The organism is Spongiibacter tropicus DSM 19543 (genome assembly GCF_000420325.1).
GTDB lineage: Bacteria > Pseudomonadota > Gammaproteobacteria > Pseudomonadales > Spongiibacteraceae > Spongiibacter > Spongiibacter tropicus.
Genome location: NZ_ATUS01000001.1, coordinates 227,476 through 246,624, shown reverse-complemented (window position 1 = coordinate 246,624; position 19,149 = coordinate 227,476). Strand labels below are relative to the sequence as shown.

General features: G+C 56.3%; 13 protein-coding genes. 10 read left to right on the top strand and 3 right to left on the bottom strand.

Annotation, left to right across the window (positions count from 1 at the left end; all coding sequences use genetic code 11):
- The first annotated feature begins 562 nt into the window (after positions 1-562).
- Positions 563-3,466 (top strand): TonB-dependent receptor plug domain-containing protein, encoded by a 2,904-nt coding sequence (locus G411_RS0101245; protein WP_022957349.1) that lies wholly within the window; start codon positions 563-565, stop codon positions 3,464-3,466.
- Positions 3,467-3,570: 104 nt separating this feature from the next.
- On the top strand, positions 3,571-4,641 hold the full coding sequence (locus G411_RS0101240) for an SMP-30/gluconolactonase/LRE family protein (RefSeq protein WP_022957348.1): 1,071 nt from the start codon (positions 3,571-3,573) through the stop codon (positions 4,639-4,641).
- A gap of 62 nt (positions 4,642-4,703) precedes the next feature.
- Here G411_RS0101240 and G411_RS0101235 read toward each other — a convergent pair whose 3' ends face one another.
- The 3 genes from G411_RS0101235 to G411_RS18875 all read right to left on the bottom strand — a co-directional run bounded on the left by G411_RS0101235 (position 4,704) and on the right by G411_RS18875 (position 7,088).
- Positions 4,704-5,393, bottom strand: a complete 690-nt coding sequence (locus tag G411_RS0101235) for a TetR/AcrR family transcriptional regulator (protein WP_022957347.1) — start codon at positions 5,391-5,393, stop codon at positions 4,704-4,706.
- Positions 5,394-5,679: 286 nt separating this feature from the next.
- On the bottom strand, positions 5,680-6,348 hold the full coding sequence (npdG, locus tag G411_RS0101225) for an NADPH-dependent F420 reductase (protein WP_022957345.1): 669 nt from the start codon (positions 6,346-6,348) through the stop codon (positions 5,680-5,682).
- Positions 6,349-6,368: 20 nt separating this feature from the next.
- The gene (locus tag G411_RS18875; protein ID WP_022957344.1) at positions 6,369-7,088 is read right to left on the bottom strand and encodes a TetR/AcrR family transcriptional regulator; all 720 of its coding nucleotides are present in this window, start codon (positions 7,086-7,088) and stop codon (positions 6,369-6,371) included.
- 121 nt (positions 7,089-7,209) lie between these two features.
- Between G411_RS18875 and G411_RS0101215 the strand changes: the two genes are divergently transcribed.
- The 8 genes from G411_RS0101215 (at position 7,210) to G411_RS0101180 (ending at position 19,120) form a co-directional block, all read left to right on the top strand.
- Positions 7,210-8,250 carry a phosphotransferase family protein gene (locus G411_RS0101215; protein ID WP_022957343.1) on the top strand — a complete coding sequence of 347 codons (1,041 nt, stop codon included), beginning with the start codon at positions 7,210-7,212 and terminating at the stop codon, positions 8,248-8,250.
- 29 nt (positions 8,251-8,279) lie between these two features.
- The gene (locus tag G411_RS0101210) at positions 8,280-9,023 is read left to right on the top strand and encodes an SDR family NAD(P)-dependent oxidoreductase (protein WP_022957342.1); all 744 of its coding nucleotides are present in this window, start codon (positions 8,280-8,282) and stop codon (positions 9,021-9,023) included.
- A gap of 21 nt (positions 9,024-9,044) precedes the next feature.
- Entirely contained in the window at positions 9,045-10,259 is a 1,215-nt protein-coding gene (locus G411_RS0101205) for an acyl-CoA dehydrogenase family protein (protein WP_022957341.1), read from the top strand.
- A gap of 114 nt (positions 10,260-10,373) precedes the next feature.
- The gene (locus tag G411_RS18870) at positions 10,374-11,777 is read left to right on the top strand and encodes an MFS transporter (protein WP_022957340.1); all 1,404 of its coding nucleotides are present in this window, start codon (positions 10,374-10,376) and stop codon (positions 11,775-11,777) included.
- A gap of 32 nt (positions 11,778-11,809) precedes the next feature.
- On the top strand, positions 11,810-13,351 hold the full coding sequence (locus tag G411_RS0101195; protein ID WP_022957339.1) for an AMP-binding protein: 1,542 nt from the start codon (positions 11,810-11,812) through the stop codon (positions 13,349-13,351).
- A 281-nt stretch (positions 13,352-13,632) separates the two neighbouring features.
- The gene (locus G411_RS0101190) at positions 13,633-15,726 is read left to right on the top strand and encodes a PQQ-dependent dehydrogenase, methanol/ethanol family (RefSeq protein ID WP_022957338.1); all 2,094 of its coding nucleotides are present in this window, start codon (positions 13,633-13,635) and stop codon (positions 15,724-15,726) included.
- A gap of 20 nt (positions 15,727-15,746) precedes the next feature.
- On the top strand, positions 15,747-17,822 hold the full coding sequence (locus tag G411_RS0101185; RefSeq protein WP_022957337.1) for a 3-hydroxyacyl-CoA dehydrogenase NAD-binding domain-containing protein: 2,076 nt from the start codon (positions 15,747-15,749) through the stop codon (positions 17,820-17,822).
- 104 nt (positions 17,823-17,926) lie between these two features.
- Positions 17,927-19,120, top strand: a complete 1,194-nt coding sequence (locus tag G411_RS0101180; RefSeq protein ID WP_022957336.1) for an acetyl-CoA C-acetyltransferase — start codon at positions 17,927-17,929, stop codon at positions 19,118-19,120.
- The last annotated feature ends 29 nt before the right edge of the window (positions 19,121-19,149 follow it).

The window sequence follows — 19,149 nt, the reverse complement described above, 5'->3', positions numbered from 1 at the left end:
TACCTATCCTTTTTCTCCTTGTCGGCTCGTGTTCATTAACGACGTGTATCCGAAAATCACCTCCCTAACGGCTATTGCGCGACACTCCGTTTATCGGGCTTGTCTTCACGCGGGCTGATTTATCCCTCTTTTCTGACGTTTCTTCCTCAGATTCTGCTCGAAAACCGACAATTTTTCGTAAACGTTGCCCTTCAGGTGGCTTGCGCCCTTGCTGGCTGCGAGTGCCTTAAGGCCTTGTATTTATAGTGTGTTCGCGATTTGGAGAGGGGGCAGTATTCATTCGCGGCGTTTTTAGTTGGGTTCTAATATTGCTTTGCAGGTTAAAATTCGTTGCTTTTTTTTGCAACGCGTTGCACTATTCGTTTCGTGGGTCTGTGCCCGCGCGCCTCCGAAAAAGGTCGCTGCCCTTGGGTGACACAGTGTTGTTCTCTTGGGAATTGGCGGCAGGGTGATTTCGAGGCGCAGGAGTGAAAGAGATGGTTAGCTACAATGGACGCGGTGTGCGCGTCCATTGTCTCGGTCCTGAAATAAAGCAGATAATATTAAGCGTAAGAGGATCCCTATGAAAAAACGCACGCTGTTGTCATTGGCTATTGCCAATGCGCTGATGGGTGTTTCATCCGTCAATGCTCAAACAGAAGAGAATCCGGTGGTGGAACAGGATTCGGCTGTAGAAGAGGTAGTTGTGTCGGCCAGCCGCATCAAGCGTGATGGCTTTACTGCACCTACCCCGGTCACCGTGGCATCTACCGATGACCTGATGAATATGCAGCCAACGAATATTCCCGATGCCTTGAACAAGTTGCCGCAGTTCCAGTTGTCGAGTGGCCCCGCTCAGAGCCAACACAACTTCTCCAATACTGCGTCTCACGGCAACTTGCTTAACCTTCGTGGTATCGGTTCAAAACGAACGCTGATCCTGATGGATGGCATGAGAATGCCGAAGACCACCTTCCTGGGTGATGTCGACGTGAACGTGATGCCCAATTTGCTGATGCAGCGAGTTGAGGTTGTGACGGGTGGTGCGTCTGCGGCCTACGGCTCTGACGCGGTATCGGGTGTTGTTAACTTTATCGTTGACGACAGTTTCGTGGGTACCAAACTCAACGTTCAAGGCGGCTTTTCCGAGCAGGGCGATAACGAACATAACCGCATTGGTGTGGCGACGGGCTTTGAATTCTCTGAAGGCAATGGACACGTTCTGCTGAGTGCTGAGCGCTATGACAACGATGGCATGATGCGCAGTGATCGTGATGCCAGTCGTGAGGGTTGGATTTTTGCAGGCAGCAATCCTAACTGTGTCAGTGCCAACGCCTCCGATTGTGTGCCTGGCGGCGCGCTGAATCCGTATAAGCGCTTCAAAAACGGTCGTCTGACCGTCGCCTCTGATTATGGTTTGATTAGTGGTGGTCCTGCCGGCTTCTCCTACAATGGTCAGCGTTTTGACCAGAGTGGGAATATCGTGCCTTTTGATCCCGGTACGCCAACCGGCTCGCCTATTTTTGCTTCCGGCGGTGATGGCTATACCGTTCCCTTTGATGTAACTGGCGTTGCGCCGCTCACTACCGAGCAGTTGTTTGGTAAGGTAATTTACGACTTCTCTAATGGTGTGAGAGGTTATGTTCAGGGCCTGTACTCAAGCAGCGAAGTTGAATACACCTCATTGGCGAACTCGCTGGTAGGGGCAACGTCTGCAACGATTTATGGTGATAACGCTTATCTGCCCGCCGCGCTGCAGGCCGAGTTGGCGCCGACTGATAGCTTCAAGCTAGCGCACTACCTCGGTACGGGGCCAAAGCCGTTTACTGAGGAAGAGACGGAGTTCATGATGTTCGCCGCCGGTTTGGATGGTGATATCAATGAGAGCTGGAGCTGGGGGCTGGATATCAGCCACGGTCAGTCCGAGCACACCATGGATCAGTCCGGCCTGTATAACTGGCAGCGCACTTACGCGGCGCTGGATGCGGTTGATGATGGTACGGGCAATATCGTCTGTCGTGCATCGCTTAGCAGTGACCCTGCCGTTGCAGCGCGTTTTGCCGACTGTAAGCCGATGAATATCATGAATGGTGATCCGAGCATCGCTACGCCAGAAGGCTATGCCTATGCGACAGGCACTTCCAGCTATGTGGCCGAAACGACTCAGGATACGATTGCCTTCGAAGTGGTTGGTAGCGCGTTTACATTGCCTGCGGGTCCTGTGGATATGGCATTTGGTGCGGAATGGCGTACCGAAGACTTGGAGCTTCGCAGCAACGCCGATCCGGCGCTGTTGGATGAGGCGGCGGAGCGCGATGAGCATTTCGCGGGGCTGAGAGGCGTTCCTTCTTCTGCGCTGCACTACTGGTTGACCAATATTGGCGTCGCTGATGGTAGCGTCGATGTTTGGGAAGCGTTTGCGGAAGTGAACGTGCCTGTTATTGCTGGTCGTCCCGGTTTTGAACAGCTCGACTTGAATGCGGCGGTTCGTCACACCGATTACAGCACCAGTGGTCCTGTGGATACCTGGAAGCTGGGTATGACCTGGCGCACCATTGACGAAGTACTGCTGCGTGCCACTGTATCTCGCGATATTCGTGCGCCGTCGCTGTTCAGCCTCTATGCAGGCGATCAGTCAGCCATCAGTACGATCTTCGATCCCTTAACCGGCCTCCAGGCGAATATTCCTCAGGTGAACGGTGGTAACCGTGACCTCGAGCCGGAAGAAGCGGATACCTATACCTTTGGTGTCGTCTACACGCCGCAAGCGGTTCCCGGTCTGAGTCTGTCTATCGATTACTACAGTATCGAAATTCAGGACGCGATCGGTTCCCTGAGTGCTCAGCAGATTATTAATAACTGCTTCCAGACCGGCGGGCCTGAGTGTGACTTGATTACACGTCCTTCTCCCGGTGACTTCCCAACCGAAATTCGCGTTGCATCAGCGAATATCGCCTCGCTGGAGACCAGCGGTATCGATATCGACGTGAGTTACGCAACGCCGGTTGGGCCGGGTAATCTCAGCGTGCGTTTGTATGCAAACTATCTGGAGAAGTATCAGGAGCAACAATACGCAGGTGCCCCAACACTTGAGTATGCCGGTATAGCTACTATTGCAGGGGGTAACACCCAAGGGCGCCCAGAGTGGAGTGGCACGCTCAATGTTAGCTACGATTTGGGTAACTTTGGTCTGACACTTACCGAGCAGTACGTAGGTAAAATGGAAGTGGGTATTCCTGGCTCGCCAAGTAACTTTATCGATGGTGATGTCGATCCTGAGTGGTACACCGATATCACTGGCCGTTACCGCATGATGGTTGGCAATCAGGGTGGCGAAATGGAGCTGTTTGGCACGGTTAACAACCTGTTTGATAACGAGCCGCCAATCGTTCCCGGTACTACTCCTGGTGCGACTTACCCCACCATGATTGGTGTATATGACTACATAGGCCGTGCCTTCACCGTAGGTATGCGTTACACCTTCTAAGTTTTCCCGCTCGTTGGGTTTGTGCTTGGCGCCGTTAGCTTGCTACGGCGCCTTTTTTTTGACTCACGTTCTGGAGTCAACATTCAAAGATTGGAGGTAAGCTTATGCCTGCAAAGTCCCTGTTTTTTTACCGTATTGCGACCGCTGTAGCGTTGCTTTGTACTGCGTTAAGTGTGCATGCCGAAACGCTGGTAAAACCGGATAATGTGGCGGCACCGCCCGTGGCTGAGGATATGGTCACGATTCCCGGTAGCGACTGGGTTCTTGTCAGTGGTATTTCCATTGGTAAGGCCGCGCAGCCCGGCATTTATGCCATGCGCAGATTGCCACTGCACCTGGAGAAACTCTCCTTTGATATTGCTGCCGCTGCGGACCGTCGTCATTGTTCCGCGCTGGAGGAGAAGGCGTTTTCGCCGCTGGGTATCACCGTCGGTCGCGATGGGGATCGCAATATACTCCTGGTGATCAACCGCGGCGGGCGGGCGGCGATCGAGCGTTTTCGTGTTGATGGGGGTTCGGGCAAGCCTCGCCTGACCTGGGAGGACTGTATCCCCATTCCCTCTGAGGTATCGGCAAACAGCTTGAGTCTGTTGCCCACTGGCGATATCTATATCACCCAGACCTATGATCCGGCCGATAAAGATTCCTGGCAGCGCCGGGTGGATGGTGAAGACACCGGTCGGCTTTTCCATTGGTCTCCACGTGATGGCTGGCAGGCGGCGCCGGTTAAACCCATGTCGGGACCGAATGGGCTGGTGGTATCGGATGACGGATGCTTCGCTGTGGTTGCGGCGTGGTCCGGCAGTGAATTGGTGAGACAATCGCTGCCCTGCGCGAGCACCGGAGAGAAGCGGCCGGATAAGTCGCTGGCACTGAGCTTTATGCCGGATAACCTGCGCTGGACATCCGCGGGCACCGTACTGGCAACCGGTCAGCACACAACGCCCAATGGCCTGCTGGAATGCGTCAAGGGGAAGGGTGAGTGTCCTTCGGTGTTGACGGTTGTGGAGGTTGACCCCGCATCGATGAAGATTGTTCAGAAGTGGCGTGTCGATGCCGGAAATGATTTGGGACTGGCCACAACGGCGCTTCAGGTGGGCGAGGAAATCTGGGTGAGTTCAATTCTCGGTCACAGAATCGCGCGCTTTCCCTATCAGCCTGCGCAAGTGAAATAGTGCAGGGGAAGGGGCTGCGAAAGCCCCTTTTTTACGACTTCTTATTTACAACTTCGTAGTTCTTAGCTGTTGTACGCTTCCAGCAGCTCGCCAGTTTGCAGCAGCTTGAGCATATCTTCGACTTCTTTGCGGGCTCTGCCTTTGGTGGCGCCAACCACATAGTTTAGGTAGCAGAGAAGAATATGGGGAAGGAAGTCGTCGTCGTCAATTCGCCCCTGACACCAGTCGCTGATAACGCCGTATTCGATGCGAATGATATCGTGAGCCATCTGCTCCGGATCAATCCAGGGTTGCAGCTGACGCTTGCTGGTCAGCTTTTTGATCCACTCCATATTAAAGCGCACACCCAGCATGTGGATGGACTCCCAAATATCATCCTCGATATCGGGGCTGAAGTAGATCGCCATCAGCGCCTTAATGTAGTTGGGGATCTCTTTGTTTCGACGCACGATCCAGGCCAGGCGCTCAACGATGCGCGGTAAGCTTCCCGGCGGGGTGGAGTAGGGGATCTTCTCGATGAAGGTATCGAAATACTGCTGAATGGCAGTAGAGATAATAAGTTCTTTGCTGTTGAACGCATTGTAGAGCGTACGCTTGGCGACGCCTGCACGCACTCCAAGCTCATCCATGCTGAAATCATTGATACCTTTCTCAGATATCATCAAGCGGGCTTCGTTGAGTATTCGGCGTCGGCGCTCACGAATGGCCGGGCTTTGGTAATTGGCGGGGCGTTGTGGAGCTTTTTTTGGCATTAGAGGCTGTTCCCTGCAGCGTGATTATCTTTTTTTTGCTTGGCTATTGTTATCTGACAGCGCAGCTTATCTGCGGCGGGCGCGATATTTTGCCGCCTTTTTACGGCCTGCTCAGATAGTTTTGTGCTCATAGCCTTATGGTTTTTTCCTAAGCGGGAAGTCGCTATAACTCCCAAATATGAAAATTATACTACCATGGAGTTTTGAGCTTTGACAAAGAAATAGCAAGCACCGCCTGCTGATGAACTCAGCAAGCGGTAAGAGAGAAGAGCGACAGCTTTTGGTGTCAGGCGGCGTTAACGCCAGTGATGCGAATACCTGCGCTGGGGGTCTTGTAGCGTTTGTTGATTGCTATCAGTACCGAGGTCAATGCCTCTGCCACAACCGAGTTTGCCAGAACCCCTGCATGCCATGCGTGCAAGCCAATGGCTTCGGACATTTGGATGACCGTTTCGCAGGCTTCTGCATCGTCTCCGCACACCAGTACCTCACAGTCGAACTGGTAGTCGAGATCGGTTAAATGGTGGGCAGAAATGTTCTGAAAGGCCGAAACCACTTTCACGCCATCGCCGAGGAAGGTCTGCACCGCCTGAACCGCGGAGCCGTTATCCGGCAGTTGCACCTGAAAGACGCGCGGCGGTTTTAGGGGAACCGTAACATCCACCAGGATCTTGCCGCTGAGAGCATGTTGTACTTCTTCAACGACGGCGCGTTGGGCGGAATAGGGGACGGTGAGCACGGCAATGTCTGCCTGTTCCGCAGCCTGCACATTACCGCAGCCACTGACGTTCGAGCTGCCAAGAATGGCGTTCATTTCTTCGGCAACTTCGGCTGCTTTTTCGGCGGATCGGCTGCCGAGAATGACCTTGTAGCCTGCGTTAGCCCAGCGCAGTGCCAGTCCTTTGCCTTCATTGCCAGTGCCGCCGAGAACGGCGAGAGTTTTCTGATTGTTCATCTTGTTATCCTGATTAAGCCCTACTCGACAAAGCCGAGCATTGGGGCGCTGAAAGGTTTTTTATCGTCTTCGATGCCGTCAGCGGCATCGCTTGGATCTGCGGGTGCTTCGAGCATGGCGGCCATGGTCAACGCCAGGTGTTGCAGGGTGTGCTCAGACCGCCAGGTCGGGTGGGGGCGTTCGGTATCGGCCAGCGCCCGCTCGCGCATCGCCAGCACGCTGCCAAGCAGGCCTCCCATGAAAACAAAACGCTGATTTTTTGACGCGGGGGACATCTCCGGCATGAGTTTGCGCAGGTGTTCCAGGCAGCGCAGGTAGCCGGAATTCCAGCGATTTTCCAGTGTGTCCATAAACAGTTCGCGATGCGTCATGCTGAGCATGGTGACGAAGCGGACATAGTGATCTGTCGCGAGACTGTCTTTGTCGAGGCTGACGGATGGATAAATTAGTGCCTGCACAACCTCCCGGATATTTTCCGGGCCGCCTCGCGCTTCGATGTCATCAATCATGGCGTTGCGGCGTTTGTCGATGGCAACAGCGCCATCGAGGATAAGCGCTTTAACCAGGCCTTCCTTTGAGCCGAAGTGGTAGCCCACCGCGCTGTGGTTTTTTTGCCCGGCTGCCATTGCTATCTCGCGGACAGTGACGCCGTCCACGCCTCTTTCTGCAAACAATCTGCACGCTGTCTGCTTTAGTTGGGCTATCGGGCCGCTTTCTGACTTGCTAACTAATCTTGCCATAGGGGTTAAAATTCGTTGATTTTTTGTAAATTCATGTGCATTATCCAAATGAATTAATTTTAATGCAAGTCAGTCTTCCAATAATTAAAAAAGCGAAGACGCAGCGAAGGAGCCATTTGCTTTGAACTCCGTAACAACAGCTGAACTGGTGGATCTTAAGCGTCTGCAGGCGTGGATGGATGAGCAGCAATTGGGGCAGGGGCCCCTTGAAAATGTGCAGGATCTGGCTGGAGGCACTCAAAATATTCTTCTGCGCTTTGAGCGTGACGGTCGCAGCTTTGTCTTGCGTCGCCCGCCCGCACATTTGCGTGCAGGGTCGAACGAAACCATGCGCCGCGAAGCGCGAGTACTGGGGGCACTGGCGACCACGAATGTGCCTCATGCCCGCCTGATTGCCGGCTGCCCTGACGAAGATGTATTGGGAGCGGCCTTTTATCTGATGGAGCCCGTCGATGGCTTTAATCCGGTGACCGGCTTGCCGCCGCTGCACGCCGGGTCGGAGGCAATTCGCCACCGTATGGGCTTGGCGCTGGTCGAAGGTATCGCCGCGCTGGGCGCAGTGGACTATCGCGCGGTAGGGCTTGAGGGCTTTGGGCGTCCTGATAATTATCTGGAGCGTCAGGTATCTCGCTGGCAGCGACAACTGGAAAGTTACAGCGATTGCGCGGGTTGGCCCGGCGCCGAGAGCCTGCCGGGTGTGGCGCGTGTCGCCGAATGGCTGGACGCGAATCGGCCGACGGAATTCACGCCCGGTATTCTCCATGGCGACTACCATTTAGCCAATGTGATGTATCGCAAAGACAGTGCGGAGTTGGCCGCGATTGTTGACTGGGAGTTGGCCACGATTGGTGACCCGCTGCTGGATCTCGGCTGGCTGTTGGCAACCTGGCCCGACGACGAGGGCGGTCAGCAAGCAACGACCGTTACCCCCTGGAAGGGCTTCCCCTCTGCGCAAGAGCTGGTGGAGCACTACCGTGCTCGCTCCGAGCGGGATCTGTCGCACATTGAGTGGTATGGCGTACTGGCCTGCTACAAGCTCGGTATTTTGCTGGAGGGGACTCACGCGCGAGCCTGCGCAGGACGTGCTCCCAAAGAAACTGGCGACGCATTGCACGGAAAGGCGGTACGCCTGTTTGAGCGTGCGCTGCGTTGGATTCGTTAAGACAAGTAATAAAAGAAGGCAGCAGATCAATGCATGATGATACAGATTTTACTGGCAAAGCTGTGCTGGTTGTCGGCGGTTCAAGCGGCATCGGCAACGGTATTGCCCAGGCGTTTCGCCAGCGTGGCGCAGATGTTCACGTGTGGGGCACCCGCAAAACTGCCGCAGATTATGATGGAGTCAGTGGCTCCGACCTCAGCGGCGTTGGCTACAGCTGTGTAAATGTGGGCGATCCCGAAGCAATTGCCAGCGCGCCTGAGCCTTTTGCTGAAGGTCGTATGGATGTGTTGATTCTCTGTCAGGGCACCGTGGAGTATCAGCGCCGCGAGTTTGAACAGGAAGGCTGGGATCGCGTGATGGCCGTTAACCTCGACAGCCTGATGCATTGCTCACGCCGTTTTCGCGCGGCGCTGGAAGCGTCTGCGGGTTCCATTACGATCGTCAGTTCACTGTCGGGTTATCGCGCCAATAAGGGAAATCCTGCCTATGCGGCGTCAAAGGCAGGGGCTATCAATCTGACCCGTACATTGGGTCAGGCATGGGCCAGCAAAGGTATTCGCGTTAACGGTCTCGCGCCGGGTCTCGTCGAAACCAAGCTGACAGCGGTGACCACCGATCACCCCAAGCGCCGCGAAGCCGCGCTGGCAAAAATTCCGACGGGGCGTTTCGGTACGCCCGACGACATGGCAGGCGTCGCCCTGTTCCTGGCGTCTCCGCTGGCAGCGTATGTCTGCGGTCAGACAATTCTTGTTGATGGTGGGCTGTCCCTTTAAGGGGCACTACAGGAGAGTGCAATGAATTTTGAATACAGTGAAAAAGTCCAAGAGCTGATCGCCAGGCTGAACGCCTTTATGGATGAGTATGTGTATCCCACCGAGAAAGAGCGCGGTGACTGGATGCACAGCGAAGCCAATCTGTGGAAGCCCTGGCCGGGAATGGAAAATCTGAAAGCCAAGGCACGCGAAGCGGGCCTGTGGAATCTGTTTCTGCCTGAGGAATACGGTGAGTTCAGCCCCGGGCTGACCAACCTTGAATACGCTCCGCTGGCTGAGATTATGGGCCGCGTGTCCTTCAGTTCGGAAATTTTCAACTGCAACGCACCCGACAGCGGCAACATGGAAGTGCTGGCCAAGTACGGCAGCCCCGAGCAGCAGGAGCAGTGGCTGCGCCCACTGCTGGATGGAAAAATCCGCTCCGCTTATGTGATGACCGAGCCGCAGGTTGCCTCTTCCGATGCCACCAATATTGAAACCACGATTTTGCCAGATGGTGACGATTACGTGATCAACGGTCGCAAGTGGTGGATCTCCGGCGCGATGCACCCCGATTGCAATCTGCTGCTGGTGATGGGCAAAACCCTATTGGATAACCCGCGCCACAAGCAGCACTCCATCATCATTGTGCCCCGTGACACTCCCGGAGTCGAAATCATACGGCCATTGAAAGTGTTTGGCACCTTCCACTCGCCGGGCGGCCACGTCGAAATGCGTTTCAATAATGTGCGTGTGCCCAAGTCAAATATGATCTTGGGTGAGGGCCGTGGCTTTGAAATTGCGCAGGGCCGTCTCGGCCCCGGTCGTATTCACCACTGCATGCGTTCTATCGGTCAGGCTCAGCGTACGCTGGAAATTATGGCCAAGCGGGTAGAGTCACGTTCGCCTTTCGGCCGCAAGCTGTCCCAGCAAAGCAGTATTCGTCAGGATGTTGCCAAATCGTTCTGTGAAATCGAGCAGGCGCGTCTGCTGACGCTGAAAGCCGCCGACGCCATGGATCGCTACGGTAACAAGGTTGCTAAAGACCTGATCGCCGCTATCAAAGTCGTCGCGCCGCAAATGGCACAGACGGTTGCCGATCGCGCGATTCAGGCCCACGGGGCGATGGGGATCAGCGATGACACGCCGATAGCTCAGGTGTTTACCACCAACCGTTTCCTGCGTTTGGCCGATGGTCCGGACGAAGTGCACATGGCGCAGCTCGGCAAGATGAAAATCGACGAGTACAACCAGTAGTCCACGTAATGCGGCCAGGCACTGTTCGGGAGGGTTCGCCCGAGCAGTGCGCCGATTCAGCCCAGCCGTAATGGCAGGGGCATCGAGCCAGATAATAGTAATAAGGGGTTCCCCATGAACGCGCTATCCAGCGAAGAAAAAGCGAACGCCAAAAAGAAAGATGCCATTCCCTTCAAAAGTTGGTGGATGGTCGCGGTGTTGTTTTCGCTTTACGTATTCTCCTGGGTCGACCGGCTGATTCTCAGCATGCTCATTGGACCGATCAAGGAAGATCTGGCGATGACCGATTTCCAGATGAGTCTGGTACTCGGGCCGGCCTTTGCCATTTTCTACTCCATTTTCGGTTTGCCGCTTGGCTGGGCGGCCGACCGTTATCCGCGTCGCTGGGTGATTTACTTCGGTGTGACGGTGTGGGGCATTGCGACAATGTCATGCGGTTTCGCCAAGAACTTTATTACCTTGCTGTTGGGGCGTGTCGGCGTTGGGGCAGGGGAGGCATCACTGATGCCGTCGGCCTATTCGCTGATGGCCGATGAGTTTCCGCGCAGCAAAATGATGCTGGCGACTTCTGTCTTTCAGATGGGGGGCAAAGTGGGCTCGGCAGTGGCCTTTGGCCTCGGCGGTGTAGCCATTGCCTTTGCGGACCAGATTCACCACATTCAATGGCCGCTGGTGGGCCAGTTGGCTGCCTGGCAGATCGTAATGATTATGGTCGGTGCGCCGGGTGTGATTCTGGCGCTGTTGGTCTTCACATTCAGCGAACCGCCGCGCCGCGACGCCTACGTGCCGGAGTCCACCAATGACAAGGGCGAAGTGGAAGGGCCGCGCAAGGTCTTTTTCCGCGAGAACTGGAAGTTGATGAGCCTGATGGTCGTCGGCTTTTCGTCGGTGGCAGTCTGTGGTTATACGCTCACGTCGTGGGTGCCGGAGTATTTCTCCCGCCACTTTAATTGGGAGCCGGTGGTATACGGACCGGCCTTGAGCATGATGAACCTGTTTGCGGCGCTGACGCTGGTCGCGAATGGCAAGATTGTCGACACCCTTTATGCCCGCGGTATGAAGGATGTTCATCTGCGCTTTTACATCTGGCTGATGCTTGCCATTTATCCGGCGGCTCTGTCGATGTTCCTGGTTGAGAATCCCTATGTGTTCCTCGGCCTGTACGGGCTGATTCAGATCATCACGGTGCCGTTCATTATCTATATCTCGGCCGTGGTGGCGATGTTGGCGCCCAATATCATTCGCGGCCAGCTGATCGCCATGTTCCTGTTTGCGTCGACCAACCTCGGGATGGGCCTCGGGCCGACCCTGGTGGGTGGTCTGACGGACTTCATTTTTCAGGACGAGACCAAGATTGGTGCCTCTATCGGGATTGTGGTCGTCGGTTTTTACACCTTGGCTGTCGTCTCAATGATGCTTGCGCTGCGCTATTTGCGCCCGGCCATTGAACGGGCTGAGGCCCGCTCATTAGCTGCCGAAGCCAAGGCCAATGCCGATCCGCAAGCCGCCGCTCAGTAATAAAAACGCTTTGTAGAAAGAAGGAAGTTACCATGTGTTTAGCTGTCACCAGCCTCCCTCCCGCGCAGCGCAGTCAATTGGCGCTGACGGATGAGCGGGTCAGTTATAGCTGGGATGAGATTAATCCCGTACTCAATCGCGCCATCAATGCACTGCTGGATATGTCGCTGCCCACACCGCGCGTCGCGGTTTTTGCCAATAACAGCGCAGAAGCGGTAATGGCCTATATCGCCTGTTTTCACGCGGGCGTGTCGAGCATTCCGGTCAGCTACCATCTTACGGCCTCAGAGCTGGCATATATTCTGGAAAATTCCGGTGCCTGTGCCGTATTTGTCGGCCCCGAAACTGCCGAAGTGGGTTTGGCCGCCGCCAAGCAGGCGGGGGTGGAAACGGTGATTGGCTGGCGCTGTGATGCGCAGCCGGTGACGGACTGGCAGGCGTGGCTGAATGCGGCCTCCGACGCTGAACCCCCGACGGATATGGCGTCATTGCCACAGTTGCATTACACCTCGGGGACCACCGGTAAGCCCAAAGGTACGGAAACGCCGCCATCCATGTTCCCGGCCGCCGGGAATATTGAGGACATGATCCAGAAGATGCGTGAGCGCATCGCGCTGATGCCCCAGGGACCGGGTCTGGTTGTCGGTCCGCTCTACCATACCGGGCCAATGACAACGGTGCGCGGCTTTCTGGGAGGCTTGGGCATTGTCGTGCTGTCGTCCTTCGATGGCGAAGCCGTGCTGAAGGCCATTGAAGACTACAAGATTGCCAACTGTGTGATGGTGCCGACGCATTTCCAGCGATTGCTGGCCTTGCCTGAGGCGGTTCGCCAGCGCTATGACGTCTCCAGTATGAAACGTCTGGCCCACACCGGTGCCGCCTGCCCGAGAGAAGTCAAACAGGCGATGATCGACTGGTTTGGTCCGGTGTTGACCGAAGGCTACGGAGGCACGGAGTCCGGGTCGGTTGTCGGCATCAGTTCGGACGACTGGCTTCGCAAACCGGGGTCGGTCGGTCAGGCGCTGCCACCCTTTGAAGTGGTTATTGTCAGCGAAGACGGTAAGCCGCTGGAGGCCAATGAGGTCGGTCAAATCTATATTCGCGATACCACGGGCCGCGGCATTATCTACTACAACGATCCCGAGAAAACCGCAGCAGCCCATATCGAGCCCGGCGTGTTCACACTGGGTGAAATGGGCTACGTCGATGAAGACGGCTTTCTGTTCATCACCGACCGCGTATCCGACATGATCGTCAGTGGTGGGGTCAATATTTATCCTGCCGAGGCCGAGCATGTGCTGTTGACCCACGACGAGGTGGTCGACGTGGCGATTATCGGCGTTCCCAATGCGGATATGGGCGAAGAGGCCAAGGCTCTGGTCATTCCCGCCGATCTCGCCAAGCCGCCATCGGCTGAGGCGCTCAACGCGCATTGCCGTGCCCATCTCGCGGGCTTTAAGTGCCCACGAAGCTATGAATTCGTCGACGATATCGGTCGTAACATCATGGGTAAAGTCAATAAACGTGCGCTGCGCAAGAAGTATTGGCAGGGCGAGCGGACGATCGGCGGCTGATGCTGCTTGCGGGCGAGGCAGTCTCGCCCGATATATCGACTATTTGCTGGTTGACAATGTCCAAAACTGCAATATCATGTAAAATTAAAAATGCATTAGAGTGCATTATTGATTGCCGATAGCACTTCGGTGCTACAGCATGGTAGCGCGAGTCGCCCGCAAACGGCTCGACGGTTACAGAATAACCATAAGGCGGTAAGCACCGTGTTATGTCCAGTCGGCCACTTCACTGGATACACGGCGGCAATGCCGGGAAATTTGCACCAAGAGGATAATTAAGCATGCGTGCCACACTTCAGAAATCACTGGTCGGTGTATTGTCTGTGCTGTCTGTCAGCACGGCTCTCGCCATGTCTGGTGGCAAAGCTCAATTGGCCGCCGAAGACGACGGTACTAACTGGCCCAGCTATGGCCGTACTTACAAAGAAACTCACTACAGCCCGCTGAAGCAGATCAATGAAAACAATATTGATCGCATGGGGCTGGTCTGGTCTTACGATCTGCCTGCAGCGCCCAGCAGCGGTGTCAGTGCGCCACTGGCTGTCGATGGCGTACTGTATTTTTCAGTAGGCCACAGCGTGATTCACGCCATGGACGCCAAAACGGGCAAGCTGTTGTGGCAGTTTGATCCCAAAACCGCAGAACACGCCGGGCACAAGCTGCGCGCTGGCTGGGGCGTTCGCGGTATCGCCTACAACAAGGGCAAAGTCTTCACCGGCACATTGGACGGTCGCCTGATTGCGATTGACGCTAAAACCGGGAAGCAGCTGTGGTCGGCGATGACCGTTGATCCGGAAGACGGCCGCTACATCACCGGGGCTCCCTGGGTCATGAACGGCAAAGTGATTATCGGTCACGGCGGCGCTGACTATAACCCCGTGCGCGGTTATGTCACGGCCTATGATGAAGAGACCGGCAAGCAGGCATGGCGTTTCTATACTGTTCCCGGAAACCCCGCCGATGGCTTTGAAAACAAAGCCATGGAAATGGCGGCAAAAACCTGGTCTGGCGAATGGTGGCGTTTTGGCGGCACCGGCGGCACCGTCTGGGGTTCAATGACCTATGACAAAGAATTTAACCGCATCTATATCGGTGTGGGGAACGGGGCGCCGTGGAACCAGAAAATCCGCAGCCCCGGTGGCGGTGACAACCTTTTCCTCAGCTCCATTGTGGCCCTGGATGCCGACACCGGTGAGTACATCTGGCACTACCAGACCAACCCGGGTGAAAGCTGGGATTTCAACGCCACCATGGACATGGTGCTTGATGAGATGGAAGTGGATGGCAAGACCGTTCCCGTGCTGTATCAGGCACCGAAGAACGGCTTCTTCTACGTGATTAACCGCCTCGACGGCAGCTTTATCTCCGCCGAGAAGTTCTCCCGCGTGACCTGGGCCACCGGCATCGACCCGAAAACCGGTCGGCCGATTGAGGTGCCCGAAGCACGCTACCCCGATGGCAAAGCCTTCCTGATGTTCCCGTCAGCGTGGGGCGCCCACGGCGTTGCCGCCATGTCATACAACCCCGATACCGGGCTGGTTTACCTGCCTGCACGGGATATGGCCAACATCTACACCGATGCCGAGTCCACTGAAGATTGGACCTACCGCAAAGGGATGAAAATCAACTCCGGTCTTGGCAAGCCGCCGGCGGGTATGACGGTTCCCAAAGGTAAAGGCTGGCTCGCTGCCTGGGACCCACGGACCCAAAAAGAAGTATGGCGTGTCGATCTGGAGCACACCCACAACGCGGGCACCATGACGACGGCAGGTAACTGGGTGATGCAAGGTCGTAACTCGGGCGAGCTGAGTGTTTACAAGGCAGATAGCGGCGAGAAAATCTGGTCCTTCGACGCCCAGAACGGAATCATGACGCACCCGATCACCTATCTGGTTGACGGCAAGCAGTACGTCACCCAAATCGTCGGCTGGCGCGCGTCATCAGACCGCGGTTCCGGCAAGGCCTGGGACTACCGTACTCAGAAGCGTCGTGTGCTGACATTCGCATTGGATGGCAAGGCCAAGCTGCCGCCGAACACCAGCAAGCCAGGCCCGATCATCGATCTGCCTGACTTCAAAATCGACGAAGAAAAAGCCGCACTGGGTCGCGCTACTTACTACAGCACCTGCTACGTCTGCCACGGGGTAGAAGTACTGGCCGGTGGTGCCGCGCCCGATCTTCTTCGCTCAGGTATCACCACTGACAAGAACATTCTCGCCAGTGTGCTGATTGAGGGGGCAATGGTACCTGCGGGTATGCCTCAGTTCGAAGACATGACCATGGAAGAAGTGGAAGGACTGGTTCACTTCATCCGCAAGGTCGCCCGTCGCGAACTCGCAAAGCAAGAACAGGCTCAAGAACAGAAGCAACCGTAAGAGACCATTGAGAGAGCACTATGCAGATTAACGACGTTACTCACTATGAAGTGGTTGGTGAGATCGCAGTAGCCACCTTGAATTCACCCCCGGTTAACGCGCTGTCTCAGCGCGTTCGTATCGGCATCAACGAGGCGGTTGAAAAGGCCGTAGCCGACCCTTCGGTGAAGGCAATGGTGTTGATCTGCGAGGGCCGCACCTTCTTTGCCGGCGCCGACATTACCGAGTTTGGCAAAGGCAAGTTGCTGCCCACGCTGCGCGAGGTGCAGGAAACGATCGAGAACGCCAGCAAGCCGGTGATCGCAGCGATTCACGGCACCGCACTGGGCGGTGGCCTGGAAGTCGCACTGGTGACCCACTACCGTGTCGCCGTACCGTCGGCGCGCTGCGGTCTGCCGGAAGTGAAACTGGGCCTGCTGCCCGGCGCCGGTGGTACCCAGCGTCTGCCACGTATTGTTGGCCCGGAGCGCGCACTGGAGATCATTACCAGTGGTGACCAGTTGTCTGCTCAGGATGCACTGGAAATGGGCTTGCTGGACAAAGTGGTAGAGGAAGGCAAGCTGCGCGAGGGCGCCATCGCCTTCGCCGAACAGGTGGTTGCCGAGAATCGCCCGCTGGTCAAAGTGCGGGAAATGAACGACAAGGTCGACCCGGCCAAGGTCGATCCCGCACTGTTCGACAATTTCCGCAAAGCCAAGGCGCGCAAGTTCCGCGGTTTTAAAGCCCCGGAGCACATCATTCGCTGTATCGAAGCCGCGGTGAATATGCCCTTTGACGAGGCCTTCAAGTACGAGCGCCAACTGTTTGAAGAGCTGATGGCGGATTCCCAGTCGGCGGCGCAGCGTCACGTGTTCTTCGCTGAGCGTCAGGCGGCCAAGATCGATGACATCCCCAAAGACACGCCTACCCAGGATATCCGCAAGGTCGGTGTCATCGGCGCCGGCACCATGGGTGGTGGCATCGCCATGAACTTCCTCAACGTTGGCCTGCCGGTCACCATTGTGGAAACCAAGGCCGAAGCGCTGGAGCGCGGTCTGGGCGTGATTCGCAAGAATTACGAGAACACCGCCAAGAAGGGGCGTATCAGTCAGGACGATGTGGAAACCCGCATGGGCCTGTTGACCGGCAGCCTCGACATGGCTGAGCTGTCAGACTGCGATCTGATTATCGAAGCGGTGTTTGAGCAGATGGACATCAAGCAAGCCGTCTTTTCCCGATTGGATGAATTCGCCAAGCCGGATGCCATTCTTGCCACCAACACCTCTTACCTCGATGTGAACGACATCGCCGCGATGACGTCTCGCCCCGAGCAGGTAGTGGGTTTGCACTTCTTCTCGCCAGCGAACGTCATGCGTCTGCTGGAAATCGTCCGCGCGGATAAAACCAGCAAGTCGGTGGTGGCGACCTCACTCAAGCTGGCCAAGCAGATCGGCAAAGTTGGCGTGGTGGTTGGCGTTTGCTTTGGCTTCGTCGGCAACCGGATGTTGGCTCAGCGCCAGCGTGAAGCCGAGAAGTTGATACTGGAAGGCGCCTGGCCCTGGGATGTCGACCGCGTGCTCTACGATTTTGGTTTCCCCATGGGACCGTTTGCCATGCGCGATCTGGCGGGCATGGACGTGGGCTGGGATCCGGAGAAAAGCTCCTCGTCGACCGTACGGGAAATCCTGAATGAGATGGGCCGTCGTGGACAGAAGACCAACGCGGGCTTCTATGATTACGACGAGAAGCGCAAAGCGACACCGTCTAAGGTAGTTGAGCAGGTCATTCTCGATTTCTGCGAGAAAAAGGGCATCAGCCGCCGTCCCGTCAGCGATCAGGAAATCCTCGAGCGCTGCGTGTACTCGATGGTGAATGAGGGCGCCAATATTCTGCTGGAAGGCAAAGCGGCCCGCGCCTCCGATATCGATATCGTCTGGATTACCGGCTACGGCTGGCCCGCTTACCGCGGTGGCCCGATGTTCTGGGGCGACCTGGTGGGACTGGATACGATTCTGGACAGCTTGCGCAAGCTGGAAGCCGAGCATGGCGACGATTTCAAACCCTCGCCGCTGCTGGAGCGTCTGGTTAGCGAAGGCAAAGGTTTCAAAGATCTGTAACTCCCATCCGGCAACCGTCGGATACCCCTTGCTGGCCGCGCAGACCGTGTTTACTGCGCGGCCACTTTTTTATGGCATTCAAGAACAAGGTAAAGAGGTCTGTTATGCGTAGAGCCGCGATTGTTACCCCACTGCGTACCCCGGTTGGGAAGTTTATGGGATCACTCAAAGGTATCGCTGCCGGTGATCTGGCCGCCCACGTGATTAAAGCGCTGGTCGATCGCAGTGGTATCGATCCAGAGCGTATCGACGACGTGGTATTTGCCCAGGGGTACGGCAACGGTGAAGCCCCCTGTATCGCACGCTGGGCAGCGCTGGCAGCGGGCCTGCCTCTGAGCGTTCCCGGTTATCAGCTCGATCGTCGCTGCGGCAGTGGCCTGCAGGCGGTCATCGATGCCTCCATGTTGGTGCAGACCGGCGTGGCTGACGTGGTCATTGCCGGCGGTGTTGAGAGCATGAGCAACGTCGAGTACTACAGCACCGATATGCGCGGCGGCGCACGTTCCGGTTCGTCTACCATGCACGACCGCCTGACCCGCGGCCGTGTCATGTCGCAGCCGATTTCGCGCTGCGGTGTGATCACCGGCATGATCGAGACGGCCGAGAACCTCGCCAAGGATTACAACATCAGCCGTGAAGACTGCGACGAATACGCGGTAATGAGCCACCAGCGTGCCACCGCAGCCTGGAAAGAAGGCAAGTTTGATGACGAGCTGGTGCCCGTTCCTGTTCCCCAACGTCGCGGCGATCCGGTTATTTTCAGTCACGACGAAGGCTACCGTCCCGATGCGACCATGGAATCCCTGTCAGCCCTCAAGCCCATTGAAGGCGGTGTCGTCACTGCCGGCAACGCCAGCCAGCAAAATGACGCGGCGGCGGCTTGCCTGATTGTTGCCGAGGATAAACTGGCTGAACTCAATCTGGATCCCATGGGCTATATGGTCAGCTGGGCGGCGGCGGGTTGTGACCCCTCGCGGATGGGGATTGGTCCGGTACCGGCCGTTGAGCGCCTGTTTGCCCGCAGCAAAATGGGCTGGGACGATATCGACCTGGTTGAACTGAACGAAGCCTTTGCACCGCAGGTTCTGGCCGTGTTGAAAGGCTGGGGCTGGGATGACCGCGATCGCCTGAACGTCAATGGTTCCGGCATTTCGCTGGGCCATCCCATCGGTGCGACCGGCGGTCGTATTCTCGCCAATCTGCTGCGTGAGCTGCAGCGCCGCGATGCCCGTTACGGTCTGGAAACCATGTGTATCGGTGGTGGGCAGGGGATTGCCGCTATCTTCGAGCGTGCATAAGCGCTCGAAACCGTAGCATGTTATTGAAA

Excerpts from the sequence above, each read along its gene's own strand:
- G411_RS0101245 (WP_022957349.1), top strand. The coding sequence starts at position 563 with ATGAAAAAACGCACGCTGTTGTCATTGGCTATTGCCAATGCGCTGATG.
- G411_RS0101185 (WP_022957337.1), top strand. The coding sequence starts at position 15,747 with ATGCAGATTAACGACGTTACTCACTATGAAGTGGTTGGTGAGATCGCA.
- G411_RS0101240 (WP_022957348.1), top strand. The coding sequence starts at position 3,571 with ATGCCTGCAAAGTCCCTGTTTTTTTACCGTATTGCGACCGCTGTAGCG.
- G411_RS0101235 (WP_022957347.1), bottom strand. The coding sequence starts at position 5,393 with ATGCCAAAAAAAGCTCCACAACGCCCCGCCAATTACCAAAGCCCGGCC.
- G411_RS18875 (WP_022957344.1), bottom strand. The coding sequence starts at position 7,088 with ATGGCAAGATTAGTTAGCAAGTCAGAAAGCGGCCCGATAGCCCAACTA.
- G411_RS0101190 (WP_022957338.1), top strand. The coding sequence starts at position 13,633 with ATGCGTGCCACACTTCAGAAATCACTGGTCGGTGTATTGTCTGTGCTG.
- G411_RS0101205 (WP_022957341.1), top strand. The coding sequence starts at position 9,045 with ATGAATTTTGAATACAGTGAAAAAGTCCAAGAGCTGATCGCCAGGCTG.
- G411_RS0101195 (WP_022957339.1), top strand. The coding sequence starts at position 11,810 with ATGTGTTTAGCTGTCACCAGCCTCCCTCCCGCGCAGCGCAGTCAATTG.
- G411_RS0101210 (WP_022957342.1), top strand. The coding sequence starts at position 8,280 with ATGCATGATGATACAGATTTTACTGGCAAAGCTGTGCTGGTTGTCGGC.
- G411_RS0101180 (WP_022957336.1), top strand. The coding sequence starts at position 17,927 with ATGCGTAGAGCCGCGATTGTTACCCCACTGCGTACCCCGGTTGGGAAG.
- G411_RS18870 (WP_022957340.1), top strand. The coding sequence starts at position 10,374 with ATGAACGCGCTATCCAGCGAAGAAAAAGCGAACGCCAAAAAGAAAGAT.
- npdG (WP_022957345.1), bottom strand. The coding sequence starts at position 6,348 with ATGAACAATCAGAAAACTCTCGCCGTTCTCGGCGGCACTGGCAATGAA.